The sequence below is a fragment of the uncultured Roseovarius sp. genome (assembly GCF_963972555.1).
Classification (GTDB): domain Bacteria; phylum Pseudomonadota; class Alphaproteobacteria; order Rhodobacterales; family Rhodobacteraceae; genus Roseovarius; species Roseovarius mucosus.
Window position 1 is genome coordinate 54,703 of record NZ_CAXAUM010000011.1, and the last position, 25,553, is coordinate 80,255.

The following is a 25,553-nucleotide window of genomic DNA, read 5'->3' on the forward strand; positions in this document are numbered from 1 at the left end:
TGGGCTGGTTACCCACGCCCCAGTTTCGTTCTGTGTTCAGTCTTTTCTCGCCTGCGGATAGAGGCGTTGTGCCACCACCGATTGCGGATTGAGGTTGCCGATATTGCCGCTTTCCTTGCCCGCTGCCGGGTCAATGATTGCGTTGATGAGCGTGGGCTTGCCGCTCTCGAGAGCCTCGTAAACGGCCTTGCGCAACTCATCCGGCGAGCGGGCGATGACACCCACGCCGCCAAAGGCCTCGATCATCTGATCGTAGCGCGCGCCTTTGACAAAGACAGTCGTCGCAGGATCGTCGCCGCCGCCCCAGTTTTCTCCATCACCGCGATAGATGCCGTCGTTGTTGAACACGACCGTGCAAATCGGCAGGTTATAGCGGCAGACTGTTTCCACCTCCATCCCGCAGAACCCAAAGGCGCTGTCGCCTTCGACCGCCAGCACCCGCTTGCCGGTCTCAATCGCCGCCGCGATGGCCGACCCCATGCCGATCCCCATCACACCCCAGGTGCCCACGTCAATCCGGTGACGCGGCTTGTGGATGTTAACGATCGAGCGGCACATATCCAGCGTGTTGGCCCCCTCATTGACAAGGATCGTGTCGGGGTGATCGTTGATCGCATCCTTGATGACGCCAAGCGCCCCGTGATAATCCATCGGATCGTTGTTGTTGCGCAGCCGGGCATCCATCTTGGCCATGTTTGCGGTGGCCTTGGAATTGACCGCATCGAGCCACTCTTTCGGCGGCGCGATCCCTGCTCCGTCCATCGCCTTGAGCAGCGCCTCACAACATGACCCCACGTCGCCCACTATGGGGGCTGCGATCTCGACGTTGGAATCCATTTCCTCTGCCTCGATATCCATCTGGACAAAGCGCTTGGCCCCCGGCTCACCCCACTGCTTGCCCTTACCATGGCTGAGCAGCCAGTTGATCCGAGCCCCCATCATGATGACCACATCCGAGTCCTTGAGCACCATCGACCTCGCCGCTGCGGCGCATTGCGGATGCGTGTCCGGCAAGAGGCCCTTGGCCATCGACATCGGCAGGAACGGATAGCCGGATTTCTCGACCAGTTCGCGGATCAGATCATCACATTGATCATAGGCCGCCCCCTTGCCCAGCACGATCAGCGGACGTTTTGCGGTTTTCATTACCTCGATAGCGCGATCAATCGCTGACTTCGCAGGGATCTGCCGTTGCGCAGGCTCGATCACCTTGACCAGCGAGCGCGCGCCTTCGGCAGCATCCATCACCTGACCCAACATCGCACCGGGAATGTCCAGGTAAACACCGCCGGGCCGACCAGAAATGGCCGAACGGATGGCCCGCGCGACAGCAATACCGATATCCTGCGCGTAAGTCAGGCGATATGCCGCCTTGCAGAATGGCCGCGCCATGGCCAGTTGGTCCATCTCCTCGTAGTCGCCCTGCGCAAGGTCGACGATTTCCCGCTCGGAAGAGCCGGAGATAAGGATCATCGGCCAGCAATTCGTGGTCGCATTGGCCAGAGCGGTCAGACCGTTCATGAAGCCGGGGGCCGAGACGGTCATGCAGACGCCCGGCATCTTGGTCAAAAAGCCCGCGACCGAAGCTGCATAGCCTGCATGCTGCTCGTGGCGAAAGGAAATCACCCGCATCCCCTGCGCCTGCGCATAGCGTCCAAGGTCCGTGATCGGAATGCCGGGGACGTTGTAGATCGTCTCAATCCCGTTAAGTTTGAGTGCATCAATCAGCAGGTGAAACCCATCGGTGAGATTCTCGATATCCCCTTCAGGTGCGTTGCTATTTGCTGCGTGTGCGCTGGCGACTGCCATGGTTTCCCTCCCGTTTCAAATCAATCTCACCCCGCCTATGCTGCCGGGTATGAGTATGCTGTTCAGCCCGTGTTCGCCGCGGCGTTGCGGGTCAATTCCAACCTGCCCCAGGTCTTTCGGAGATGCTGATGCAACTGCATCGTATGCTCTCGGACCCGCTCGGCGGCCTCATCGGCATCGCGACGCTCCAACGCCTCGATGATTTCGGCGTGATCAACGACCGACCGCTTGACGCGATCCCCCTCCCACATCGACCGCAGCCGAACCGCCTGAATGTGCAGAAATAGCCCCTCCGCCATGGTCTTGAGCAGGCCGCAATGCGAAATCTCGAGGATATGCATGTGGAATTTCAGGTTATCGTCGGAATACTCCGCAATCCGCGTCGCCGACAACTCATCGTTATATTTAGATGCGATTTTGCGCAGGGTCGCGATTTCGCTGTCGCTCGCGTTGTCTACCGCAAGCCGCGCCGCCATACTCTCAAGTGCGGCCCAAGCCACAATCATCTCGAGAATTTCTTCGAGGCTCTTTCGTTGAACATAGACGCCCTTGCGCGGCACCACCGTCACCAGCCCATCGGCCTCGAGCCGGGCAATGGCATCCCGTAATGGCGTGCGCGAGATATTCAGCTGTTCGGCCAAAGATCGCTCGTCGAGCCGCAGATCGGCATTCTGGTCATATATATCCATCTCTAGGATCGCCTCGCGCAGACGGTCGTAGACATGATCCTTGAGCGTGAATTTCGACGCGATCGGGCGTAGCTTCATGTCATCCCTCCAATGCGCCCGCGCCCTGTGGCGGCCATGCTCATATCTGTGGTATACCATAGACCAGCATATCAGACCGGGCAAATCGTTTTTTTAAAATTCGTCGCCGCACATGCAGCATGATCCCCCTCAAGAGTCGTCGACAGCCTTGTTATTCAAGCACAATTTAGACTTGCAGGATCGGCGAAGGCAAAGCGCAATTCGCGTCGACAGAGAGATTTTTAAGTATCTGTTTTATTTACTTTTTTATGAGAATTTCAGCGATCCATGGACCAGACCCCACTTTGCCGAATCACCACACGTATGTCGCAGCGCGGCATTTCATCTCTCCCGAAAGCCCCACCTTTGTCTTGACCGGCACATCGCCCTGAAACTTACTGATAGGGCCTGAAATTTGCCGGGTTGCTGGCTAAAATCAACTGTGGTATTTGGAATACCACAGGAATTAATACCACACTGTGGACAACATCAGGGGGACGATCATGCTTATCCGCGCCGCCGACAGCGTGCTCGTGATCATAGACATGCAAGAGCGTCTCGTCCCCGCAATGCAGGCCCCCGCGCGCACGATTCGCAATGCCCGCACCCTGATGGCCTGCGCGCAGGAAATGGGGGTGCCCATGGTAATGACCGAGCAGTATCCCGCCGGTCTGGGCCAGACCGTGCCCGAGCTCAAGCCAGCACCAGGCACCGCCGTACTTAGCAAAATGCACTTTTCCTGCATGGAAGACGCCGATTTCGCAGAGCATTTCCGGGGATTGGGGCGCAAACAGGCGGTGCTTGCGGGAATGGAAGCGCATGTTTGCGTACTCCAAACCGCCGCCAGCCTGATCGAAGAGGGATACGAGGTCTTTGTCGTGTCTGACGCAACCGCCTCACGCACGCTCGAAAGCGAACAGGCCTGTATCGCCCGGCTCAGCGCCGCAGGCGCAGGCATCGCCACAACCGAAATGGTCGCCTTCGAATGGTTGGGCCGGGCCGGAACCGCGGCCTTCAAGAAACTTTTGCCACTGATCAAATGACGGCCCCGGTCGTTGCACTTAAGGGAGGAAGAGCGTGAACATCCATGAATATCAGGCAAAGGCCCTGTTGCGCAGTTACGGCGCGCCGGTCAGCGAAGGCCGCGTCGTTCTGCGCGGCGAAGAGGCCAAGACCGCCGCAGGCGCGCTCGATGGCCCCGTTTGGGTGGTTAAGGCGCAGATCCACGCCGGTGGCCGTGGCAAGGGCAAGTTCAAAGAGGCGGGCGCCGGAGAAAAAGGCGGCGTGCGCATCGCCAAATCAGTTAACGAAGCCGCAGAAGAAGCCAAGCGCATGCTCGGGCGCACGCTCGTCACGCATCAGACTGGCCCCGAGGGCAAGCAGGTCAACCGCATCTATATCGAGGACGGCTCCAGCATCGCGCGCGAGCTTTACCTCGCCCTCCTGATTGACCGGCAAACCAGCCGTATCAGCTTTGTCTGCTCGACCGAAGGCGGCATGGATATCGAAGAGGTCGCGGCTGAAACGCCAGAGAAGATCCTCAGCTTCGCCGTCGACCCCGCCACCGGGTACATGCCCTATCACGGGCGACGCATTGCATTTTCTCTTGGTCTGACCGGCGGGCAGGTCAAGCAATGTGTCAGCCTGATGGGCCTTCTCTATCGTGCTTTCGTCGAAAAAGACATGGAGATGCTCGAGATCAACCCGTTGATTGTAACCACCGATGGCAACCTTATGGTGCTGGATGCCAAGCTCGGCTTTGATGGCAACGCGGTCTACCGCCACCCCGATATCGCCGAGTTACGCGACACCTCGGAAGAAGACCCCAAGGAACTGGAAGCGTCGAAATACGACCTCAACTACATCGCGCTGGATGGCGAGATCGGCTGCATGGTCAATGGCGCGGGCCTCGCGATGGCGACGATGGACATCATCAAGCTCTATGGCGCCGAGCCTGCCAATTTCCTCGACGTGGGCGGCGGGGCGACCAAGGAAAAGGTCACCGAGGCCTTCAAGATCATCACCTCCGACCCGCAAGTGAAGGGCATCCTCGTCAACATCTTCGGTGGCATCATGCGCTGCGATGTGATCGCCGAGGGCGTGGTGGCGGCGGTCAAGGAGGTCGGCCTCAAGGTGCCGCTCGTGGTCCGTCTCGAAGGCACCAATGTCGAAAAGGGCAAGGAGATCATCAACACCTCCGGCCTCGACGTGATTGCCGCCGACGACCTCAAGGACGGCGCGCAGAAGATTGTGAAAGCCGTCAAGGGCTGATCCCGTAGGGTGGGTGCCAACCCACCTCCCCCGCGAATTCATTACAGGAGAACGCCAAAATGGCAGTCCTCGTCGACAAACATACCCGCGTGATCTGTCAGGGCCTCACCGGCTCTCAGGGCACATTCCACTCCGAACAGGCCATCGCTTACGGCACCCAGATGGTCGGCGGCGTGACCCCCGGCAAGGGCGGCACGACGCATCTCGACCTGCCCGTGTTCAACTCGGTGCATGAGGCCAAGCATGTGACCGAGGCCAATGCCTCTGTCATCTACGTGCCGCCGCCCTTCGCTGCGGACTCGATCCTTGAGGCGATCGACGCCGAAATGGAGCTCATTGTCTGCATCACCGAAGGCATCCCGGTGCTCGACATGATGCGCGTCAAGCGGGCGCTGGAGGGCTCGAAATCGCGCCTCATCGGCCCGAACTGCCCCGGCATCATCACGCCCGACGCCTGCAAGATCGGCATCATGCCCGGCCATATCCACCGGCGCGGCAGCGTCGGCGTGGTCAGCCGCTCGGGCACCCTCACCTATGAGGCGGTCAAGCAGACCTCGGATGTGGGCCTTGGCCAGTCGACCTGCGTGGGCATCGGCGGCGACCCGATCAAGGGCACCGAACATATCGATGTGCTGGAATGGTTCCTCGCGGATGACGAAACGCAATCCATCATCATGATCGGTGAAATCGGCGGAAGCGCGGAAGAAGAAGCGGCGCAGTTCCTGAAAGACGAGGCCAAACGCGGGCGCAAGAAGCCCGTCGCGGGCTTTATCGCCGGCCGCACCGCCCCGCCGGGCCGCCGCATGGGCCACGCCGGCGCCATCGTCGCCGGCGGCAAGGGCGACGCCGAGAGCAAGATCGAAGCCATGAAATCCGCCGGCATCACCGTGGCCGAAAGCCCCGCTGGCCTCGGCGAAGCCGTGCTCAAGGCGATTGGCTGAATCACGCGAGTTGAGTAACAATGAGAGCATAGGGATAACGTGAAGGGAATTCACCATGCCGCTGCCGCTCTCATTGTTGCCACTCGCCGTAACATTTCTAATTGGCATCGCCAGTATGGCGACAGGCCAATCCCCAGGCCCTTTGAACGGGCAGATGTACGGCGCGGGCAACCGCGCCCTCCTCGTCGTGGTCCACGGCGATGTCAGCAAGGGCGGGCCAGCCACCTACCATTATGACTTGGCGCGAGACATCGCCAAGCAGGGAAAGAATGTCAGTGTATTTGCACTCGTCAGGCCAGGGTATACTGGCGAGAAAGGTCAGAAATCACCGGGCTCAAACAATGGGCGCAGCGATCATTACACACGGCAGAACAATGCGTTGGTTGCCCAAACGATTCAGAACCTCGCCAAGAGCATCGGAACGTCAAAGGTGATCGGAATTGGCCATTCGGGCGGTGCCGCGCAACTTGGGGCGATCGCAGGGATGTATCCGGGCCTCTTGGACAGCGTGATCCTCGTATCCTGCCCCTGCAATATTCCCGCATGGCGGGCCAAGCGTGGCAAAAGCGCGTGGAAGAACAGCATTTCGCCGCATGATCATGTCCAGTCTATCGCGCGCGGGACGCGCATCCTTGCAGTTGTCGGCGATAAGGATACCAACACATTGCCCGAATTCTCAGAGGCATTCGTCGATGCGGCGAAGGCGCGGGGGTTGCCCGCAGCATATGTTTTGGTCAAAGGCGCGAGCCACGGCTTTGACCGTTTGCAAGGCACGGTCGGACAATTAGCCTTGCAGGAAATTGCGAAATGACCTTGTCTGGAACCTGACGCAAAGCGGTGACAAGATCCAGAGGCACGACCCCCTGCCTGTCCCGAGGCAGGCATGGGTAGCGTTGACTTAATTTGGTATCTGGTATACCAAGAACCATAAGCACAGAGGAGGCGCAACCCATGTTTCTCGCCGAATACCAGTCCAAGGAATTGCTCGCGCAATATGGCGTGCTGGCACCTGATGGACGCCCCGCGCGCAGCCCGGACGAGGCGCAACGCCTCTGCAAGGAAATCGACGCACGCAAATACGTGGTCAAGGCGCAGATCGGCGCGGGTGGGCGCGGCCTTGCGGGCGGTATCCGCTTTGCGGCCACCCCGTCTGCGGTGGCGGATGAGGCGCGTCGCCTGCTTGGCTCGACTCTTGTGACCGATCAGACCGGACCGGCGGGCGAGACCGTGACCATTGTTCAGGTTGAGGCCGCCATCGACATCGCGCAAAGCTGCTTTGTCGCCATCGCCTTTGCTCCCGAGACCGGGCAACCGATGCTTCTCGCCTCGAGTGCAGGCGGGGTCGAATTCGAACAGCGTGCGCGTATGGACGAGGACACCGCCCAAAACTGCCCCCTTTCCCCTGATAGCCCCGAGGCGCGTGCCGAAATTGCCTCCTTCCTGACTGGCGTCGGCATCATCGAGACGCAAAGCGCGGCCATCGACGCAATCTTTGCCGCCCGTCACGCCTTTACCGAAAACGACATGACCCTGATCGAGATCAATCCGTTTGCTCGCACCAGCGATGGCCGCTGGATGGCGGTGGATGCCAAGGTGGCGATTGATCCCAACGCAAGCTTTCGTCGCCCGGAATTCGCCTCAATGGTAGCGGATCGCCCGGCCCCCGCCGATGAACTCGCTGCCCAGAAACACAATATCAATCTCGTACGGCTCGACGGCAATATCGGTGTCATCGCGAATGGCGCGGGACTTGGTCTTGCGACCAATGACATGATCATGGACGCGGGCGGCAAGCCTGCCAATTTCATGGATATCCGCACCACCGCCAGCAGCATGGATGTGGCGCGCGGGGTCGAGATCCTCTTGGCCGATGACCGCGTGACGGCAATCCTGCTCACGATCCACGGCGGCGGAATGACCTCTGCCGATACGGTGGCCGAGGGCGTCAACTTTGCCTATGCTAAGGCCACGCGCAAACTGCCGGTGATTGCCTATATCTCTGGCAAGCATGCCGATTGGGGCCACCGCATCCTGCGCGAACGAAAGGTGCCGGTCGAGAGCTGCGACACGCTGTCGGCAGCCGTCGGGCGGGTGGTAGAGCTGGCAGGCCAGAGGAGGGCACGCTGATGGCGATCTTTGTCAATTCCGAAACTCGGCTGATTGTGCAGGGCATGACTGGTCGCTCTGGCACCTTCTACACCGACGAGGCAATACGGTACGGAACCACTTGCGTCGGCGGCGTACGTCCCGGCAAGGGCGGTGCGCGGCATCTCGGCCTGCCGCTCTTCAACACCGTACGCGAGGCGGCTGAGAGCACACAGGCGAATGCCAGCCTCGTAATCGTGCCCGCCCCGCAAGCCGGACCGGCAATGATCGAGGCGATCGAGGCTGGGATCGGCGTGGTCGTCTGCGTGACAGAGCGCGTCCCACAACACGACATGAGCCGCGTCAAGCAGGCGCTCGCGGGCACCGACACTGTGCTCATTGGCCCGAACTCCCAAGGGATCCTGACACCGGGTCAGTGCAAGATCGGGGTCATGCCAACAGTGAATGCCATGCCGGGTCATATCGGCATCGCCTCGCGCTCGGCTTCGCTGACATCGGAAATTCTGGCGCAATGCAGCAAGGCGGGGCTCGGGCAGTCGACCACCGTCGGCATTGGCGGTGACACGCTGCATGGCGTGGGTTTTGTCGACTGCCTCAAGGCGTTCCGCGACGATCCCGAGACCGAGGCAGTCGTTCTGATCGGTGAGATCGGCGGGCGCGGCGAGGAAGAAGCCGCCGCCTATCTCGAATCCGTCGATTACGGCAAGCCGGTCGTGGCCCTTGTGGTTGGCCGTCACGCGCCACGCGGGCGGCGTATGGGCCATGCGGGCACACTTTCGGTGCTCGGCGGGGGTACGGCGGAGGACAAGATCGCCCGGCTGCGTGCGGCCGGGGTCGAAATTGCGGCTCATGCAGATGATGTCGTTTCCGCAGTAGCGCGCGCGACCGCCAAAGCACCGCAAAAGGCGGCCGCACGATGACCGCCCTGCCCGACACCATGCGCGTCATCGAAATGAGCGCCCCCGGTGGCCCCGAAGTGCTGATCCCGGGCACCCGCCCCCTGCCCGAATGTGGCGCCGGCGAGGTGCTGATCCGCGTCACCGCCGCCGGTGTGAACGGCCCGGACCTTGTGCAGCGACGCGGGCATTATCCTCCGCCCAAGGGCGCTTCGGACCTGCTCGGTCTTGAAGTGTCTGGCGAGGTGGTGGCCTGTGGTGCGGATGTAAGCCAATGGCACCCCGGCGACCGCATCTGTGCGCTGACCAATGGCGGCGGATATGCTGAATTTGTAGCCGTAGATGCGAGCCATTGCCTGCCTATCCCTGAGGGCGTGGACGAGATTGAGGCGGCAGGTCTGCCCGAGACCTTCTTCACAGTGTGGAGCAATGTGTTTCTGGGGCATAGCCTGCCCAAAGACGGGGTATTCCTTGTCCACGGTGGCGCGGGCGGCATCGGCTCGACGGCCATCCAACTGGGCAAGGCCATGGGCCTCACCGTCTTGACCACGGTGGGCGATGACGCGGCGGCAGAGTTTGTGACGGCATTGGGCGCAGACCGCGCCATCAACTTTCGCTCCGAGGATTTTGTGGCCCTCACGCGCGAGGCAGGCGGAGCAGACATCATCCTCGACATCATCGGCGGTGATTACGTCGCGCGCAACATCAAGGCCGCGCGCCATGATGCGCGGATCATCCAGCTTGCCTTCAACATGGGGTCCAAGGTCGAGATTGATCTCATGCCGGTGATGCTCAAACGCCTGAGCTATACAGGCTCCACCCTGCGCTCGCGCCCCGAAGGCTTCAAGACGCAAGTGGCCGAAGCCCTGCGCGAGACTGTCTGGCCTCTCTTTGCCAGCGAAAAACTGCGCCCCGTGACGCACCGCGTCCTGCCGATGTCAGAGGCGGCAGAGGCGCATCGGCTGATGGAGAAAGGCGAACACCACGGCAAGATCCTGTTGCGGATGTGAACACAGACGTCGCCGCGCAAGACAACAAAAAAGCCGCCTCAAGGGGCGGCTTTTTCTTTGGATTCAAGATGGCCGTCAGTTGGCCTGACGCCGCAGGAATGCCGGGATCTCGATCTGCTCGTCCTCGTCATGGGCGCGCGCCGGGGCTTGCTGCGGCTGTGCGCTGCCCATCGTCGGCTGTTGCCGCGAGGGGCGGGCGGCGGGCTGTGCGCGCTCGGTCTCGGCGGAATGGCCGGTCATGCGGTTGATCAGCGAGTTGATGCCAAAGCGCGGGCGCTCTTCTGCGACGCGCGCCTCGGGTTCGGGCCGGCGTTGTTGCGGCTGCACCGGGGCGCGACCGACAGCCGCCTGCAACCGCTGGAGCGCCTCAGGCGACGGGGTGCCGGGGGCCGGGGCGCGCGGGGCGACATAGGCGTCCAGCTCCTCTTCGTCGTCATAGGTGTTGCGCGCGAACTCTTCGACGCGCGGCTGATAGGCAGGAGGGGGCAGTTCGTCTTCGGCGACGTCCTCTTCGAAGATGTCTTCCATCTGATCTTCGGCGGCGGCACGCTGCGTCTCCATCGCCGCAAAGAGCGAGGGCTCCGGCTCGGCCACACGGGCGGCGACCGGTGCGGGTTCCGGCTTGGCCACCGGGGCTGTTTCGGCGCTCACCTGCTGCTTGAGCGGCTGTGCCATCGACCGGCGCGGCACCGGCAGATCGGCGGCCACCTGGCTTACGTCGATGCCCGTGGCCACGACGCTGACGCGGATCGAGCCTTCCATCGACGGATCGAGGGTCGAGCCCACGATGATATTGGCATCCGGGTCCACTTCTTCGCGGATACGGTTGGCGGCCTCGTCCAACTCAAAGAGCGTGAGATCATGACCGCCGGTGATGTTGATGAGCACGCCCTTGGCACCCCGCAGGCTGATTTCATCGAGGAGCGGGTTGGCAATTGCCTTTTCTGCGGCCTGGATGGCGCGGTCTTCGCCGCTATCCTCGCCGGTGCCCATCATCGCTTTGCCCATCTCGTCCATCACGGCGCGCACATCGGCAAAGTCGAGGTTGATCAGGCCGGGACGCACCATCAGATCGGTTACACCCTTGACGCCCTGATAGAGCACGTCGTCGGCCATGCTGAACGCTTCGGTGAAGGTCGTCTTTTCATTCGCCAGACGGAACAGGTTCTGGTTGGGGATGATGATCAGCGTGTCGACCATCTTTTGCAGCGCCTCGACACCCTCTTCTGCCTGACGCATCCGCTTGGCGCCCTCGAACTGGAACGGCTTGGTGACAACACCAACCGTCAGCACGCCCAGTTCCCGCGCGGCCTGCGCGATGATCGGGGCTGCACCTGTCCCGGTGCCGCCCCCCATGCCCGCGGTGATAAAGCACATATGCGCACCCGCCAGGTGGTCAACGATCTGCTCGATGCTCTCTTCGGCGGCGGCGGCCCCGACAGACGCCCGCGCCCCGGCCCCCAGACCCTCGGTCACTTTGACACCCAGCTGGATACGGCTTTCCGCGTTGCTCTGGCTGAGGGCCTGCGCATCTGTGTTTGCCACCACGAAATCCACACCATCGAGACGCTTCTCGATCATGTTGTTCACGGCGTTGCCACCTGCCCCACCCACACCGAAAACGGTGATACGGGGCTTCAGCTCGTCATGTCCGGGCATAGTGAGGTTGAGTGTCATAGCTTGTCCGCCTGTCCTGATGCCCACATTCGCGGGCTGTTTTCCGCCTGATTGCACCCATTCTTACCGATGGTTAGCCCAATCGTCACCTAAAAAACACGTTTTGACCACTAAATATGGCCTTATTTCTGGTCTTTTTCGCGGGATTTCGCCGATGACGCCATATCTTGCGATCACCAGTTGTCCCGAAACCATTTCATCGCCCGCTTGAGCGACCGCGCCGGATAGCGATCAACGGGAATCTCGAAATCCCACCATTCGTCCTGCGGGTTGGCTGCAAAGAGGCACATGCCCACGGCACTGGCGAACCCGGCCCCGGTTGCCGCCTGCGGCAGGCCATGCACACGCAGCGGGCGTCCTAGCCGAACCTGTTGCCCTAAAATCTTGCTCGCCAACCCATCAAGGCCGGGGATCTGGCTGCCGCCCCCGGTCAATACGATCTGCTGGCTTGGCAGATGATCGAACCCTGCAGCATCCAGCCGCGCGCGCACCTCTTCGAGAATTTCCTCGACCCTCGGACGCATGATGCCGATCAACTCGGCCCGGCTCACGCGGCGGCGGTCATGCTCATAATCGCCGGTATCGCCGCCAATCTCGATCATTTCGCGGTCGTCCATGCCCGTCGCGACAACCCCGCCGTAGAATGTCTTGATCCGCTCCGCGGTCGCCTGTGGCACCTGCAGCCCCATCGAGATGTCATTGGTCACGTGATCGCCGCCCATGCGCACAGAGTCGGCATAGATCATGTGCTTCTTGATAAAGATCGATACGCCCGAGGTGCCGCCACCCAAATCGATACAGGCGGCACCCAGTTCCTGCTCGTCCTCGACCAGGGCCGCGATGCCTGACACATAGGCGGAGCTGGCCACCCCCGCGAGTTCCAGATCACAGCGTTTGACGCAATAGGCGAGGTTCTGGATCGCCGCGCCATCGACCGTCAGCATATGCATGTCGGTCGCCAGCACCTGCCCCATCTGGCCGCGCGGATCTATCAGGCCACTGCGGTGATCCAGCGCAAAATTCACCGGCTGTGCATGCAGCACCTCTCGACCCTCGCCGACATCGGGCACATCACAGGCACTCAGCACCCGGCTGATGTCCTGCTCGCTGACGGTATGGCCTTCCAATTCGACCTGCCCCGCAAGCCCATAGCTGCGCGGCCCTGCGCCAGAAAAACAGGCGATGACATGATCAACCCGGATATTGGCCATCTTTTGCGCCGCCTGAACCGCGGTCCGAATGGCGCGCTCGGTTTCGGCCATGGCGTCGATTTCGCCAAAACGTACCCCGCGCGAACGCGTCGTAGCCGCCCCGATCACCCGGAACCCGGCCTGCCCGGCCATCCGGCCAATGCCTTCGGCCTCATGCAGCCGCTCGGTGCCGTCAAAGCGCAGCACCAGACAGGCAATCTTGGAGGTGCCGACGTCCAGCACCGCGACCACCCCGCGCTGCATCGCCGCCTTGCGCATGTGGCGCATCGCCCGTTGGGATTCGTAGAGCTCGATCATGGTTCAGTTCGTCCCCAAACTCATTTGTGTTATCGTCCACCAGTCTTCCATGGCATTCTCGTTCAGTCGAATTGTCGGGCGCGCAGCAATGCGCATGTCGACCGAGGCCAGGTCACGACCCAACATATCCTGCGCGCCGTGCAGCACGATCACCCGCTCAAGCGCGCGCACCGCGCCGTTTTCAGGCAAAAGGATGCGCTTGCCATCTGCCAGCACCAGATCCCATCGCCGCTCGCCCATCCGCACGAGACCGCGCAGGTCCATCCCCAAAGGTGTCGCCGCTCGCAGGATGTCGATCGCCTCGACCACCTGTTCCGGCGCGCCATCGCCCGCCACGACAGGCAGGTCGGCGCGGTCGGCGCGGGCCTGGACCACACCGATCACCTGACCCTCGATGTCGATCACGTTGAGCGCATCGCGTGTTTTCCAAAGCGCGACAGGCACGCGTTCGGTGATTTCGGCCACCAGAACACCGCCCTGACGGATACGCACTTCGGCGCGGGCCACTGCGGGCAGTTCCTCGATCATCACGCGAATATCGTCGAGCACCAGATCAAAGGAGCTGGCTGGCAGGTCATAGGGGAAAATCTCGCGGATATCCTCTTGAACGCTGGTGCTGGCCCCTTCGACAGACAGAAGGTTGACCATGAATTCAGGGCGGGTTTCGATCTGGTGGCGGATTTCGGCAAACTGCTCAACCAGGGCCGTGCGGCGCGCCTCACTGCTCAGATAGCCGCCAATCGCCGCCGTCACGACCAGCATCGGCAGGCCAAAACGGATCAGCCGCCGATAGAGCGGCGTCAACATCAGGCGCTGCAGGCGGTAGGACATTCGCGACGGCGCAGGGTCCGTGCGCGGGATCACCGGTTGCATGACGCATCCTCCACCATCCAGCGGCAAAGCTCCGGAAAAGAAATACCAAGCGCCTGCGCCTGTTCCGGAACCAGCGACGTGGGCGTCATCCCCGGCTGAGTGTTGGTTTCCAGAAGGATCAACCCGTCAAGGCCGCGCGCCGCATCCCATCGGAAATCGGTGCGACTGACGCCACGACACCCCAGAACCACATGCGCGCGCAGCGCATAGTCGAGGCAGGCATCGAATATCTCCTGGGGGATATCGGCGGGCACGACATGACGCGAGCCGCCGGGCTTGTATTTGGCATCGTAGTCATACCAGCCCTCGGTCACGATATCCGTCACCGTAAGCGCCCGGTCACCGATCACCGTCGTGGTCAGCTCGCGCCCTGGGGCATAGGCTTCGACCATCACCACCTCGGGCATGTCCTCCGAGAGGGCCGGCGGCCTGTTTGCTCCGGCCTCTACAAGATAGACACCCACAGACGAACCTTCGTTGTATGGTTTGACCACATAGGGCGGCGGCATCACATGCCGCATGCGCACCTCGTCGCGGGGCGCCAGAATGCTTTCGACCACCGGCAGGCCCGCCGCGCGATAGGCCGCCTTGGTGCGTTCCTTGTCCATGGCAAGCGCCGAGGACAACACCCCCGAATGGGTATAGGGCAGGTGCATCCACTCCAGCATCCCCTGCACGCACCCATCCTCGCCCCAACGCCCATGCAGGGCATTAAATACCACGTCCGGCTTTATCTCTTGTAAACGCGCGCAGAGATCGGCCGCGGCATCCACCTCGACCACCTCGAACCCTGCTTCCCGCAACGCGACGGCGCACTCACGCCCTGAAGAGAGCGACACGTCCCTCTCCGCCGAGGGGCCGCCCATGATCACCGCCACTTTCGGGGTTGTTCTGCTCGAACCAACCACCATGTGCCTCAATGTCCCGGGCTGGTTCACCAGCCCTGTTGTCGATTTGTTTTTGTTAGTCTGCCTGTGGGCATATGCCCGGAGCCGGTTCACCAACCCTCATGATTTCCCACTCTAACTCTATTCCACGCATTTGAAAAACCTTTTTTCGCACCTCCTCGCCCAACCCCTCAAGATCGGCGGCCGAGGCGCCGCCGGTGTTGATCAGGAAATTGGGGTGCATCTCGCTCATCTGTGCCCCGCCGCGCCGTGCGCCGCGCAATCCTGCCTCGTCGATGACCTTCCACGCCTTGAGATCATGCACATCATCCGCCTGCCCGGTCGAGGAAAACCCCGCCGGGTTGCGAAATGTGCTGCCCGCACTGCGCTCTTTGGTGGGCTGCGTGGCGTCGCGCTTGGCGATTTGCTCCGCCATCTTGGCCTCCAGCACCGCCGGATCCCCCAGAACCCCCTCGAAAGTCGCCTCGATAATTACCCAGCCCTCAGGCAGCATGCTGTGCCGATAGGCGAATTGCAGCGCATCAGGCGCGAGTGTCACCACCTCGCCGCCCCGTGTCACGGCCTTGGCCTCTACCAGATGATCCGCCACATAGGCACCGTAACAGCCCGCATTCATCCGCACCGCGCCCCCGATGCTGCCCGGAATGGTGCGAAGGAACGTAAGATCCACCCCCGCCTCTGCCGCCCGTCGCGCCACATGGGCGTCAAGCGCGGCCGCCCCGGCGATCACGCGCGGCCCGTCCACGCGAATGGTGTTGAACCCGCGCCCCAGCCGGATCACCACCGCATGGAGGCCCCCGTCGCGCACGATCAGATTGCTGCCAACGCCCATGGGAAACACAGGCACAGCGGGATCAAGCCCGGACAGAAAGCCCGCGAGATCCTCGATATCCGCCGGCTGAAACAGCCAGTCCGCCGGGCCGCCGACGCGTAGCCAGGTCAGATCGGCCAAGGGTCGGTCAGGCGTCATCGCGCCTCTGGTCTGTGGCATGTTGTTCATGACGGCGCTTTTGCCTTCTGACGCGCGCAAGGTAAAGCCTTGCGCATCCCCTAGCCAACTTTCCGTCGCATCCACCGCCCGAGATAGATCACAGGCCACCGAAGCACACTCATCCCGGCAGCCATGACCATTAGACCGATCCACGGCCCGTTCTGCCATGTGACAAAGCCGAGGATCGGCACACCAAGCGCCATGAGCAGATAGGCGCGCCGCCAGTGATGATTACGACTTGGCATCATGGCAAGCAGATTGGCGGCGAGGGCCCAAAGGCACGCCAGAACCAAGGACACCGTCATGCTGCCACGCCAAGGCGCGCCGGCAGCCCGTTGGCCCAAGCGCTGATGGTGCCGGCCCCGAGGCAGACCACCATATCCCCCGGCCCGGCCTGTTCCCGCACCAGACGTTCGAGATCCTCTTCATCACGGATCGCACGGGCGTGGCGGTGACCGTGACGAATGAGCCCTGCCACCAGATCATCGCGGCTTGCCCCAGGAATGGGGGCTTCGCCTGCCGCGTAAACCTCTGCGATGGCCACCACGTCAGCCTCGTTGAAGCAGCCGCAAAAATCGTCAAAAAGGTTGGACAGACGGCTGTAACGATGCGGTTGATGCACCGCGATCACCCGCCCCGTCGTGGCCTGCCGCGCTGCGCGCAGCACGGCCGCAATCTCGACCGGGTGATGACCGTAATCGTCGATGATCGTCACGCCGTTCACCTCACCCACACGGGTAAAGCGCCGGTTGACGCCACCGAAACTGGCCAGAGCCGCACGAATTTCATCAGCTTTCATGCCAAGATGCCGTGCCACTGCCACCGCGCTGAGTGCATTGCTGACATTGTGGTCGCCTGGCATCGGCAGAGTACAGCCTTCGATCGCCCGCCCCTCGGCCTGAAGCGCCACATCGAAATGCGCGACACCCTTTTCGTAGTGCAGGTTGACCGCCCGCACATCGGCCTGCGCATTGAAACCGTAGGTCGTGACACGGCGGTCGGTGATGCGGCCCACAAGCGCCTGAACCTCGGGGTGGTCGGTGCAACAGACCGCCAGCCCGTAAAAGGGAATATTGCTTACGAAGTCGTAAAACCCCTGCCGCAGCCGCTCGATATTTCCCCAATGCTCCATATGCTCGGGGTCGATATTGGTGACGATGGCGATGGTCGCGGGCAGACGGTTGAATGTGCCATCGCTCTCGTCGGCCTCGACCACCATCCACTCGCCTTGCCCCATCCGCGCATTGCTGCCATAGGCGTGAATGATGCCGCCGTTGACGACCGTCGGATCAATCCCCCCCTTGACCAAAAGCTCGGCCACAAGCGTCGTGGTCGTGGTCTTGCCATGGGTGCCCGCCACTGCGATGTTGGACTTGAGGCGCATCAACTCGGCCAACATCTCGGCCCGGCGCACGACGGGCAGACCGCGCTTGCGCGCCTCGTCCAATTCCGGATTACCGGGCTTGATCGCAGACGAGATCACGATCACCTCCGCACCAGCGAGGTTCTCGGCGCGCTGCCCCTCGAAAACTGTCGCCCCGATGCCCGCCAAACGCTCGGTAATAGGCGTGGATTTGAGATCAGAACCCTGCACCCGGTAGCCATGGTTGATCAAGACCTCGGCAATCCCCGACATCCCGATGCCCCCGATCCCGACAAAGTGGATGGGACCGATATCCGTCGGAAGCTTGGTGGCTGCGTTCATTGCTTTTGCCCTTTTTGCGCAAGGTCTTCGACCATATCGGCCAGATTTTGGGGGGCGTCAGGCATGCCACAGCTCAGCGCGGCCTGCGCCATCATCAACGCGCCAGTCGGATCGGCCAACACCGCACCAATCTGTTCGGTCAGCACGGTCTCGGTCAATCTGCTCTCGGGGATCACGATCGCCCCGCCCGCGGCGGCCAGCCCACGGGCATTGGCGGCCTGATGGTCGCCCGCAGCAGCAGCATACGGAATGAGGATCGCAGGCCGCCCGATGATAGAGACATCGGCGATGCTCGACGCACCCGCGCGGCTTATGACAAGCTGCGCCTCGGTCATACGGCGCGGGACATCGCGAAAGAAGGGCTGCACATCGGCGTCAATCCCCGCTTCGGCATAGAACCGCGCCACGCGATTGATATCCTCCTCGCGGGCCTGATGGCTGACCCGGACATTGCGCAGGATTGCCGCAGGCAGCGCGGCAATGGCAGCAGGCACTACATCGCTGAGGATACGCGCCCCCTGAGAGCCGCCAATCACCAGCACCGACATCGGATAATCGCCCGGCGCGATATAACCCGCACCTGCCCGCTCCAGCACCGCTGCGCGCACTGGATTGCCCACATGCTCAGCCTTTGCCCCTTCGGGCAGGGTTGTCGGCCAGGTGCCGCAGGCAACCACATCGACACGACGTGCAAAAACCTTGTTGACCCGCCCCAGCACGCCATTTTGCTCATGCACCATACGCGGACGCCGGAGAAGCCAGGCCGCTGTCAGCGCCGGAATGCTCGGATAGCCGCCAAAGCCCACCACCACATCCGGCTTGTCCCGCATCATCCGCAAGCTTGCGCCCAGAATGCCGCCTGCAATGTGGAACGGGGCCAGCAACTTGTTGAGCAATCCGCCGCGCGCGAAAGTGGCGCTTGCCACTTGCTCGATTTCAACCGAATGGGGAAAGCCCCCTACGTAACGCGCGCCACGCGCATCCGTGCTCAGCCGCACTCGCCAGCCACGCCGCAGCATCACCTCGGCCAAGGCCTGCGCGGGAAACATATGCCCGCCGGTTCCGCCCGCCGCGATGATCAACAATGGCTGTTGCGCGGTCATGAACGCCCCCGCAGGATATCCCCGATCTGCCCCTGCGGTCGCGTTCGGGTAAAGGCCAAGAGCATGCCCAAAGCAATCCCGCCTGCCACCACCGACGAACCGCCATAGCTGACAAACGGCAGGGTCATTCCCTTGGCGGGCAAAAGGCGCACAGCGACGCCCATGTTGATCATTGCCTGCGCCCCGAACATGACCACAAGGCCCGTGCCCGCGAGACGAATGAAAGGGTCCCGCTCACGCATCAAGCGCAGGAGAGAACGCACCACGATACTGCCGTAGAGAGCGATGATGCAAAGCACCAGCACTAGCCCATATTCCTCAGCGGCGACTGCGATGATGAAATCCGTATGCGCGTCCGGCAGGCTCCATTTGACCTGCCCTTCGCCCACACCCACACCAAAGAACCCACCTTCTCGGATCGCATTGGTGGCAAAACCAAGCTGCGTGGTCGGGTCCACCTCGGGACTAAGGAAACCGTCGATCCGACGCGCGAAATGCTCGGAATTGGCATAGGCGAAACTGCCCACAAGCACCACTCCCCCCGCCATCCCCAAGAGAAGCGTCACCGGCGCGCCAGCGACAAAGTACATCACACCCCAACCGAACAGCACGAGCGCCGCCTGTCCGAAATCGGGCTGCATCGCCAGAAAGGCTAGGATGACGATCGTCAAAAGAAACGACCAGCTCAGCCCCGGCGGTCCGTTCACCTGCTGGCTCGCAGCCATCATCCAAGCGGCCACAACCACGAACACGGGCTTGAGAAACTCTGACGGCTGAACCGATGCAAATCCGAGACTGTACCACCGCACCGCCCCCTTGCCAAAGTCTGTCCCCAGAAACGGCAGGGCAATCAGCGCGGCAAAGGCGGCGAGAAATCCCAGAACCGCCATGCGTCGTACCATCTCTGGGCGCATCATCGACACCAGCACCATCACAGCCAGGGCCATGCCCCCGAATAGTGCCTGCCGTTGCACGTAATGAAACGCGCCCAGCCCGTTCTTTTCGGCAAGCGGCGGCGAGGCCGCAAGCCCCAGCAACATGCCGATGCTGAACAGGATCAGAACGCAAGTCAGCGTCCATTTGTCGATTGTGCGCCACCATTTGGGAAGGACGGGCTCTGCGTCCCGCAGGGGCAGTGCCCCATAGACCATTTCTGTCATCTGCCTGCCGCCTCATGCATCTTGCGCCCCTTTTCGGGGTCTGACACATATTCTAGCGTTGTTTTGACCTTAATACCAGCACTATCCCCTTGCCAATCGGCGGCTTTTCGCGTCAGAGCCAAGCTCATGCGCCACGACTGCAACACGCTCATCCTTGGGGCCGGGGCCGCCGGCATGATGTGCGCGGCCCATGCCGGGCCGGGCACACTGGTCATTGACCACGCGCGCGCACCGGGCGAAAAAATCCGCATCTCAGGCGGTGGGCGGTGCAACTTTACCAATCTTGGCACGACACCGGCAAATTTCATCTCGGCCAACCCGCATTTCTGCAAATCGGCGCTCTCGCGCTATACCCAATGGGATTTTCTCGATCTCATCGCAGGTCACGGCGTGGCGTGGCACGAGAAAACCCTCGGACAGCTGTTTTGTGACGACAAGGCCACCCAGATCGTGACCCTTCTGGTCAAGGAACTGCGCCAAGCCGGGGCTGATCTCTGGCTGTCGACACAGGTCACAGACATCTCGCATGACGGAAACCATTTTCGCGCCACGCTCGACCGCGACGGGCGCCGCGTGACCGTCACAGCCCGCAACCTTGTGCTGGCCACGGGCGGCAAATCCATCCCCAAGATGGGTGCCACCGGCATTGCCTATGACATCGCACGGCAATTCGGCCATCAAATCACCGAGACGCGGCCCGCGCTCGTCCCGCTCACCTTTTCTGACGGAACATTTGCCGCGCTCTCAGGCACTGCCCTGCCAGTACGTGCCAGTTGCGATGGAGTCAGCTTTGATGAAGCAGCGCTTTTCACGCATCGCGGCCTGTCAGGCCCTGCGATCCTGCAAATCTCTTCCTATTGGCGCGAGGGTCGGGCCATCACCCTTGACTTGGACCCCACCGCCGTTCTGTTCGACGCGCTCCGCCAGCAGCGTCAAACTGCCGGCCGCCGCAATGTGACGACCGAGCTCGGGCACCACCTGCCCGCCAAACTCGTGGCGTATCTGGCCCACGGCCTGGGCCTTGCCGGCAATCTTGCCGATCATTCCGACGCACGTTTGGCCGAAATCATCAGCGCCCTGAGGGGCTGGCAGATGAAACCAACTGGCACCGAAGGCTATCGCACCGCCGAAGTCACCTTGGGCGGGATCGACACCGAAGGGCTTTCGTCCAAAACCATGCAATCAACCCACCTGACCGGCCTCTACGCGATTGGCGAGGCGGTGGATGTGACCGGGTGGCTTGGCGGCTACAATTTCCAATGGGCCTGGTCGTCGGGATGGGCCGCAGGCACGGCGATTGCAGGAACTGCGAAAGGCTGAACTGCCGTCACCGGACAAGTGCCAGCCTTACCCCTCTGGTGCCTGCATCATGCGCGCGCCACCTTCATCCAGTTCGCGCGCGGTCAGGACCATGCGCATGCCAAGTTCGAAATTGCGCTGCATCTGCATGGTGGACAGCAGTTCCTCGACCGGGTTGACGTTGCTGCTCTCCAATGTGCCCTGCAACACCTCCGCGCGCTGATCGGGTGGCGGCAGGGGGCCCTCGACGGTCCTGATCTGGCCGTCCTCGCCCTTGGTCAGCGCCATCTCCGCAGGTGGCACCACAGTGGCCAAGACGCCCGCCAGAACCGGCTCGCCCTCGGGATCATCAAGCGGCTGGATATAGATTTCACCGATGTCGGTAATCCGGATATTGCGATAGGCGGGCACCTGAATTGGGGCCATGCTTGGCCCCAGCATGGCATCGCCAGCGCCGTTACGCAGCGTGCCGTCAATATCGCGCCGCAGGTCGCCACGGCGACTGAGGGCCGGATCGCCGGAGTCAGGCTTTACATAGAAAAACCCCTGATCGGCGATCGCGACATCGAGTTCCTCGTCCGTGCGTGTGAGCCTGCCTGTTTCCTGTGAAAACCCGGCGGGACCTGTCTCGACCTGAAAAGCACGCGTGGTCAGGCCCTCCATCATTTCCAGAAACCGTACCCCGCCTTCGTTGGGAAGGTCGCGGCGATAGCCCGGCACGGTCTGGTTGGCGAGGTTTTGCGCCTGCGCCACCTGGCTGTCGCGATTGACGCCCAAGGCATTGAGCGCGGTATAGATCATGCGGTCCATGGTGGCGCCCTGCCTTAGCTACGGATGTTCATGACCGTGTCGGCCAAGGTTCCGTTGGTCTCGAGCGCCTTGGCGGAGGCCTGATAGTTCCGCTGCGCCATGATCAGATTGACCAGTTGTTCCGTCAGATCGACATTCGAGCGCTCGACCGAACCGGATCGCACAGCCCCGAAACCGCTCGAGCCCGGCACACCCAAACGGGCCTCGCCAGATTCGCGCGAGGCGCGGTAGGTCGCGCTTCCGATACTGCCCAAGCCCTGGATGTCGGAGAAGTTTGCAACCGCAACCTGCCCCACGGCAATCGAGGTTTCAGCCCCATAGTTCGCCCAGACGGTCCCGTCCTGGCGCACATCGACAGACGACAGATCAAGCTGCCGGGTGCCATTCTGGGACAAGGCAATCGCGCCAAAGGGACCGTCCGAGACACGCGACCCGGCAAGAGACAGCGAAAGAGACTGATCCCCGAGGGCAAAGCTCATGGCTTCAAGGCCTCCGGTCTGCGCCCCTCCCGCATCAAAGGACAATGTGGCCGACGGATCGGCGGCAGCGGTCACGCCGTCCACGACCAGTTGAACCGAGTAGACAAGCCCACCGTCCAACGCATCAGGCGCATCCGACATGACGAAATAGGCTTGTGCGGGCACCGCACGCCCCGCACCATCCAGCACAGGAATTTGCGTTGTCGCAGCATAGGTCGTGGGATCGGCCGGATCAAAAGCCGCGGCGGGAATGGCCGCTTGCGACCCCAGCCCGCCGTTATCCGACAGCGACAGGTTGAACGATAGATCGACCGATGACGTCGGCTGCGGCGTGCCGAATTGTTGCGGGATTTGCAGGCGTTGGGTCTGTGTCGTGGACAGCGTGTCGCCATTCTCAGAGGTTGGAAAAACCGTCAGGAAATGCCCGGCGGCATTGGTCACAAATCCCTCGCGGTTCATGCCAAAGGCCCCGGCGCGAGTGTAGCCGGCATCGGCCCCCGCGTCAGGCCCGGTGCGCACTTGAAAAAAACCCGGCCCCTGCAAGGACAGATCCAGCACATTGCCAGTCGCCGTCAGGGACCCTTGTTTGAAATCCACACCTATGCGGCTGACCTCGGTACCCGACCCGATTTGCGATGCGGGGCGGCTATAGGGACTGGTGGTGTAAATGTCCGCGAACTCCGCGCGGCTGCCATGAAATCCGAGGGTGCCCACGTTGGCGATGTTGTTCGAGGTAACGGAAATGTCGGTCTGCGCGGCATTCAGCCCGGAAAGTGCAGTGTGAAAGCTCATGGATTTGGTCCTGTTTGATCGTTGAAGGGGGTGTTGCGATGTTGGGTTCAGCGAATATCGGTGATCTCAAGACTGCTGCGCAGCCCGTAATCTTCGACCCTGAGGGTCATGTCCTGCCCGCTCTCGGGCATCTGGACCCCGACCACTCGCGCATAGACAAAAGGCTCGGCAGTGGTGTCACCGTCCACTTCGATCGCCACCCGCACCGCACCGCGTGACGATACGATTTGGGGCGGCAGGCCGTCCCAGTCAAAGCCCATCAGCCCGGCAGGCTGTGCACCCATGTCTTGCCGATGGAGTTCCGCGCCCGTTTCGGCATCGGAATAAGTCACTGTGACGGCACTGGCCGCCTCTGGCAGGTCAGCGACGCCATGCACCCCACCAGAGGCATCGGGCCGCGCCAGCGAACCCGGCACCAGCACCTGCTGCCCCAAGAGCGATGAGGCGGTTGCGATCCGATTTCCCCCGATCTGACTGCCGATATCGCTTAGGGTGGTGTTTACCCGGTCCAGGCCCGCAACGGTCGAAAACTGCGCCATCTGTGCGAGGAACTCACCATTTTCCATTGGTGCGAACGGGTCTTGGTTCTGTAACTGCGCGGTCATCAGCGCCAAAAAGTCCTGCTGTCCAAGATCGCCGTTGCCTGTCCGTGTAGGCGCAGAATTGGCAGCGGCGGCGGCAGTGAACGTGGCGCTTGCACCGGTTGCTGTATTGACGTCGGGCATTATGGCGCTCCTTAACCCTGGCCCATCATGACCGTGCGCGCCATCAGCGTGCGCAGGGTCGAGACGGTTTCCAAAACATTCTGATATTGCCGGCTGGCCTCGACCATCTCGACCATTTCTTCGTCGGTATTGACGACCGCCTCGTAGACGAAGCCCTCTTCATCGGCCATCGGATGGTCGGGGCGGTAGGCGCGCACGGGCTCGCGATCGAGCTGCACCACATCTGTGACATGCGCGGTCGACAAGCCCGACTGGCCAGTCTGATCAGCATAGATCGTCTCGAACACCGGACGCAGCGGGCGATAGGCCTCTTCCTTGGTGGTGCTCACCGCCTGCGCATTGGCCATATTGGAAGCTACCGTATTCAAGCGCACCATCTGCGCCGACATGGCGGAGCTGGCGACATCAAAGATATTCTTGATCATCATGGCTTATTCTCCCTTGATCGCCGTGCTCAATCCAGAAATCCGCCGGTTGAGCAGCGTGAGACTGGTTTGGTAACGCAGGCTGTTTTCCGCGAATTCCATCTGCTCCACGGCCAGTTCGACCGTATTGCCATCGAGCGAAGGATTGACCGGCACGCGGTATCCCGCGTGCCCGCCGTTTGGACCGCCGGTCGCGAAATGGCGGCCGTTGCTGGTGGCGAGGGCACCGCCACCAGTTTCAGCATTCAGGACCGTTTCGAAATCCATGTCGCGCGCCTTGAACCCCGGTGTCGCCGCATTCGCGATGTTCGACGCCAGCATCGCGCCACGCTGCTCGCGCAAGGTAAGCGCCGAGGCAAAGAGGCTCAGGTGATCGCGAAACGCATCTGTCATGGCGCGGGGTCCTTTCGGGGGGCTTCAGCGCAGTTGGTCCGGTCCTTGCAGGGCGAATGACATCGTGGATGCCCCGGCCCTGCCCGCATCCCTGCAATTCCGGTGCCAACCGGCCCGAGACCAAGGAACGCCGATGTCAGAGACCCCCCCCCGCCCCCCGCTACGCAAGCCGCTCACCCTGCCCCGCAGCTTTAGCCGTGTGCTGGGGCGCCTGCTGACGCTGCCTGCAACCGAGAGCCTGCCGCTGGCCAACAGTGTTTATACTCAAACCCAGGATCCGGTGCAGCGCGCGCTTGCATTGCGCCTGCGACTGCGCCTCTTGCAAGAAGCGCTCGACGCCCCGCGCAAACCCGCTCCACCGGTCAAGGCCGAACCCGAGGTTCTGCCGCCCCCTGCGCCGGAACCGGAGCCTGAACCCGCCCCGCCCCCCAAACCGGCCAAGGCCCCCAAGCTCGTCAGCCTCGATCTGGCGGGCGGTGCGCTTTCTATGATGATGAACGAGTTGGGCAGCGGCGAAGACGCAGAGGATGACTTCTTTGGCGATGACTGAATGCGACAAGCGCCTTTATCTTTGGATAGCGCCCTTCTCTTTCGCCCTATGACAGATACCTTCGCGCGCTTTCCATTACAGTCAGATCATGGGATTGTGATTGTACTTCCAAGGCTGCCAGGAGATACGGAAATGAAACAGTTGGCACCGCATATGACCGTGAACCATACGCATCAGTTTGGACAAGACACCAATACCCCCCTCCATCTCCCCAGTGGATGGTGGATTGTCCCCATGCTTGGTCTCGGTGTCGCGATGTGGTACTGGATCGTTTCCGCACTTCTCTCGGTTTTGGGCTAAGCTTCCCTCCAGAGCTTGCAAAGGTTTGTCGCCCGGTCGCTCTCGCGTCCGGGCGTAACCTTTTTCATGGGGCCTA

General features: G+C 61.9%; 25 protein-coding genes. 9 read left to right on the forward strand and 16 right to left on the reverse strand.

The window, feature by feature from the left end:
* Window positions 1–36 precede the first annotated feature (36 nt).
* The gene (oxc, locus tag AACZ65_RS11995; protein ID WP_339671154.1) at window positions 37–1,809 is read right to left on the reverse strand and encodes an oxalyl-CoA decarboxylase; all 1,773 of its coding nucleotides are present in this window, start codon (window positions 1,807–1,809) and stop codon (window positions 37–39) included.
* A gap of 62 nt (window positions 1,810–1,871) precedes the next feature.
* Window positions 1,872–2,576 (reverse strand): GntR family transcriptional regulator, encoded by a 705-nt coding sequence (locus AACZ65_RS12000; RefSeq protein ID WP_339671155.1) that lies wholly within the window; start codon window positions 2,574–2,576, stop codon window positions 1,872–1,874.
* Between the two features lie 482 nt (window positions 2,577–3,058).
* On the opposite strand from AACZ65_RS12000, the gene AACZ65_RS12005 reads away from it, so the two are divergent.
* From AACZ65_RS12005 to AACZ65_RS12035, 7 genes are all read left to right on the forward strand, one after another.
* Entirely contained in the window at window positions 3,059–3,598 is a 540-nt protein-coding gene (locus AACZ65_RS12005) for a hydrolase (RefSeq protein WP_339671156.1), read from the forward strand.
* A 34-nt stretch (window positions 3,599–3,632) separates the two neighbouring features.
* Complete coding sequence (sucC, locus tag AACZ65_RS12010; protein ID WP_339671158.1) at window positions 3,633–4,826, forward strand: ADP-forming succinate--CoA ligase subunit beta; 1,194 nt, start codon at window positions 3,633–3,635, stop codon at window positions 4,824–4,826.
* Between the two features lie 59 nt (window positions 4,827–4,885).
* On the forward strand, window positions 4,886–5,767 hold the full coding sequence (sucD, locus tag AACZ65_RS12015) for a succinate--CoA ligase subunit alpha (protein ID WP_008279485.1): 882 nt from the start codon (window positions 4,886–4,888) through the stop codon (window positions 5,765–5,767).
* A 55-nt stretch (window positions 5,768–5,822) separates the two neighbouring features.
* Entirely contained in the window at window positions 5,823–6,578 is a 756-nt protein-coding gene (locus tag AACZ65_RS12020; RefSeq protein WP_339671166.1) for an alpha/beta fold hydrolase, read from the forward strand.
* Window positions 6,579–6,718: 140 nt separating this feature from the next.
* The gene (locus tag AACZ65_RS12025) at window positions 6,719–7,894 is read left to right on the forward strand and encodes an ATP-grasp domain-containing protein (RefSeq protein WP_339671168.1); all 1,176 of its coding nucleotides are present in this window, start codon (window positions 6,719–6,721) and stop codon (window positions 7,892–7,894) included.
* Window positions 7,894–8,793 (forward strand): succinate--CoA ligase subunit alpha, encoded by a 900-nt coding sequence (gene sucD, locus AACZ65_RS12030; RefSeq protein WP_339671170.1) that lies wholly within the window; start codon window positions 7,894–7,896, stop codon window positions 8,791–8,793. Before AACZ65_RS12025 ends, sucD (AACZ65_RS12030) begins: the two co-directional genes overlap by 1 nt.
* Window positions 8,790–9,779, forward strand: coding sequence for an NAD(P)H-quinone oxidoreductase (locus tag AACZ65_RS12035; protein ID WP_339671172.1), 990 nt, complete (start codon window positions 8,790–8,792; stop codon window positions 9,777–9,779). Before sucD (AACZ65_RS12030) ends, AACZ65_RS12035 begins: the two co-directional genes overlap by 4 nt.
* 75 nt (window positions 9,780–9,854) lie before the next feature.
* Here AACZ65_RS12035 and ftsZ read toward each other — a convergent pair whose 3' ends face one another.
* The 9 genes from ftsZ to AACZ65_RS12080 all read right to left on the reverse strand — a co-directional run bounded on the left by ftsZ (window position 9,855) and on the right by AACZ65_RS12080 (window position 19,704).
* Window positions 9,855–11,456, reverse strand: coding sequence for a cell division protein FtsZ (gene ftsZ / locus AACZ65_RS12040; protein ID WP_339671174.1), 1,602 nt, complete (start codon window positions 11,454–11,456; stop codon window positions 9,855–9,857).
* 173 nt (window positions 11,457–11,629) lie between these two features.
* Window positions 11,630–12,964, reverse strand: coding sequence for a cell division protein FtsA (gene ftsA / locus AACZ65_RS12045; RefSeq protein WP_037272922.1), 1,335 nt, complete (start codon window positions 12,962–12,964; stop codon window positions 11,630–11,632).
* A gap of 3 nt (window positions 12,965–12,967) precedes the next feature.
* Entirely contained in the window at window positions 12,968–13,837 is an 870-nt protein-coding gene (locus tag AACZ65_RS12050) for a cell division protein FtsQ/DivIB (RefSeq protein ID WP_339671176.1), read from the reverse strand.
* Entirely contained in the window at window positions 13,825–14,748 is a 924-nt protein-coding gene (locus AACZ65_RS12055) for a D-alanine--D-alanine ligase (RefSeq protein WP_339671178.1), read from the reverse strand. Before AACZ65_RS12055 ends, AACZ65_RS12050 begins: the two co-directional genes overlap by 13 nt.
* Before the next feature lie 52 nt (window positions 14,749–14,800).
* On the reverse strand, window positions 14,801–15,745 hold the full coding sequence (gene murB / locus AACZ65_RS12060; RefSeq protein WP_339671180.1) for a UDP-N-acetylmuramate dehydrogenase: 945 nt from the start codon (window positions 15,743–15,745) through the stop codon (window positions 14,801–14,803).
* A 50-nt stretch (window positions 15,746–15,795) separates the two neighbouring features.
* On the reverse strand, window positions 15,796–16,041 hold the full coding sequence (locus tag AACZ65_RS12065) for a DUF2484 family protein (protein ID WP_037272915.1): 246 nt from the start codon (window positions 16,039–16,041) through the stop codon (window positions 15,796–15,798).
* Window positions 16,038–17,441 (reverse strand): UDP-N-acetylmuramate--L-alanine ligase, encoded by a 1,404-nt coding sequence (gene murC / locus AACZ65_RS12070; RefSeq protein ID WP_339671183.1) that lies wholly within the window; start codon window positions 17,439–17,441, stop codon window positions 16,038–16,040. The genes AACZ65_RS12065 and murC overlap by 4 nt, the downstream gene beginning before the upstream one ends.
* Window positions 17,438–18,544 (reverse strand): UDP-N-acetylglucosamine--N-acetylmuramyl-(pentapeptide) pyrophosphoryl-undecaprenol N-acetylglucosamine transferase, encoded by a 1,107-nt coding sequence (locus AACZ65_RS12075; protein WP_339671185.1) that lies wholly within the window; start codon window positions 18,542–18,544, stop codon window positions 17,438–17,440. Before AACZ65_RS12075 ends, murC begins: the two co-directional genes overlap by 4 nt.
* Window positions 18,541–19,704 (reverse strand): putative peptidoglycan glycosyltransferase FtsW, encoded by a 1,164-nt coding sequence (locus AACZ65_RS12080; protein ID WP_339671187.1) that lies wholly within the window; start codon window positions 19,702–19,704, stop codon window positions 18,541–18,543. The genes AACZ65_RS12075 and AACZ65_RS12080 overlap by 4 nt, the downstream gene beginning before the upstream one ends.
* Before the next feature lie 126 nt (window positions 19,705–19,830).
* On the opposite strand from AACZ65_RS12080, the gene AACZ65_RS12085 reads away from it, so the two are divergent.
* Window positions 19,831–21,024 carry an NAD(P)/FAD-dependent oxidoreductase gene (locus tag AACZ65_RS12085; protein ID WP_339671189.1) on the forward strand — a complete coding sequence of 398 codons (1,194 nt, stop codon included), beginning with the start codon at window positions 19,831–19,833 and terminating at the stop codon, window positions 21,022–21,024.
* A 27-nt stretch (window positions 21,025–21,051) separates the two neighbouring features.
* On the opposite strand, the gene AACZ65_RS12090 is transcribed toward AACZ65_RS12085, so the two are convergent.
* Genes AACZ65_RS12090 through flgB form a run of 5 tightly spaced genes read right to left on the reverse strand, consistent with a single transcriptional unit; the run spans window position 21,052 to window position 24,627 of the window.
* Window positions 21,052–21,813: a flagellar basal body rod C-terminal domain-containing protein gene (locus tag AACZ65_RS12090; protein WP_339671191.1), complete on the reverse strand. Its 762-nt coding sequence runs from the start codon at window positions 21,811–21,813 to the stop codon at window positions 21,052–21,054.
* 14 nt (window positions 21,814–21,827) lie between these two features.
* Window positions 21,828–23,084 carry a flagellar hook protein FlgE gene (locus tag AACZ65_RS12095; RefSeq protein ID WP_339671192.1) on the reverse strand — a complete coding sequence of 419 codons (1,257 nt, stop codon included), beginning with the start codon at window positions 23,082–23,084 and terminating at the stop codon, window positions 21,828–21,830.
* Between the two features lie 47 nt (window positions 23,085–23,131).
* Entirely contained in the window at window positions 23,132–23,809 is a 678-nt protein-coding gene (locus AACZ65_RS12100) for a flagellar hook capping FlgD N-terminal domain-containing protein (protein WP_052115316.1), read from the reverse strand.
* 11 nt (window positions 23,810–23,820) lie between these two features.
* A complete protein-coding gene (gene flgC / locus AACZ65_RS12105) occupies window positions 23,821–24,237 on the reverse strand; it encodes a flagellar basal body rod protein FlgC (protein ID WP_339671195.1) in 417 nt (138 codons plus the stop codon).
* Between the two features lie 3 nt (window positions 24,238–24,240).
* Window positions 24,241–24,627, reverse strand: coding sequence for a flagellar basal body rod protein FlgB (flgB, locus tag AACZ65_RS12110; protein ID WP_339671197.1), 387 nt, complete (start codon window positions 24,625–24,627; stop codon window positions 24,241–24,243).
* 133 nt (window positions 24,628–24,760) lie between these two features.
* Here flgB and AACZ65_RS12115 point away from each other — a divergent pair, with 133 nt between their 5' ends.
* Window positions 24,761–25,177: a hypothetical protein gene (locus AACZ65_RS12115; RefSeq protein WP_339671199.1), complete on the forward strand. Its 417-nt coding sequence runs from the start codon at window positions 24,761–24,763 to the stop codon at window positions 25,175–25,177.
* The last annotated feature ends 376 nt before the right edge of the window (window positions 25,178–25,553 follow it).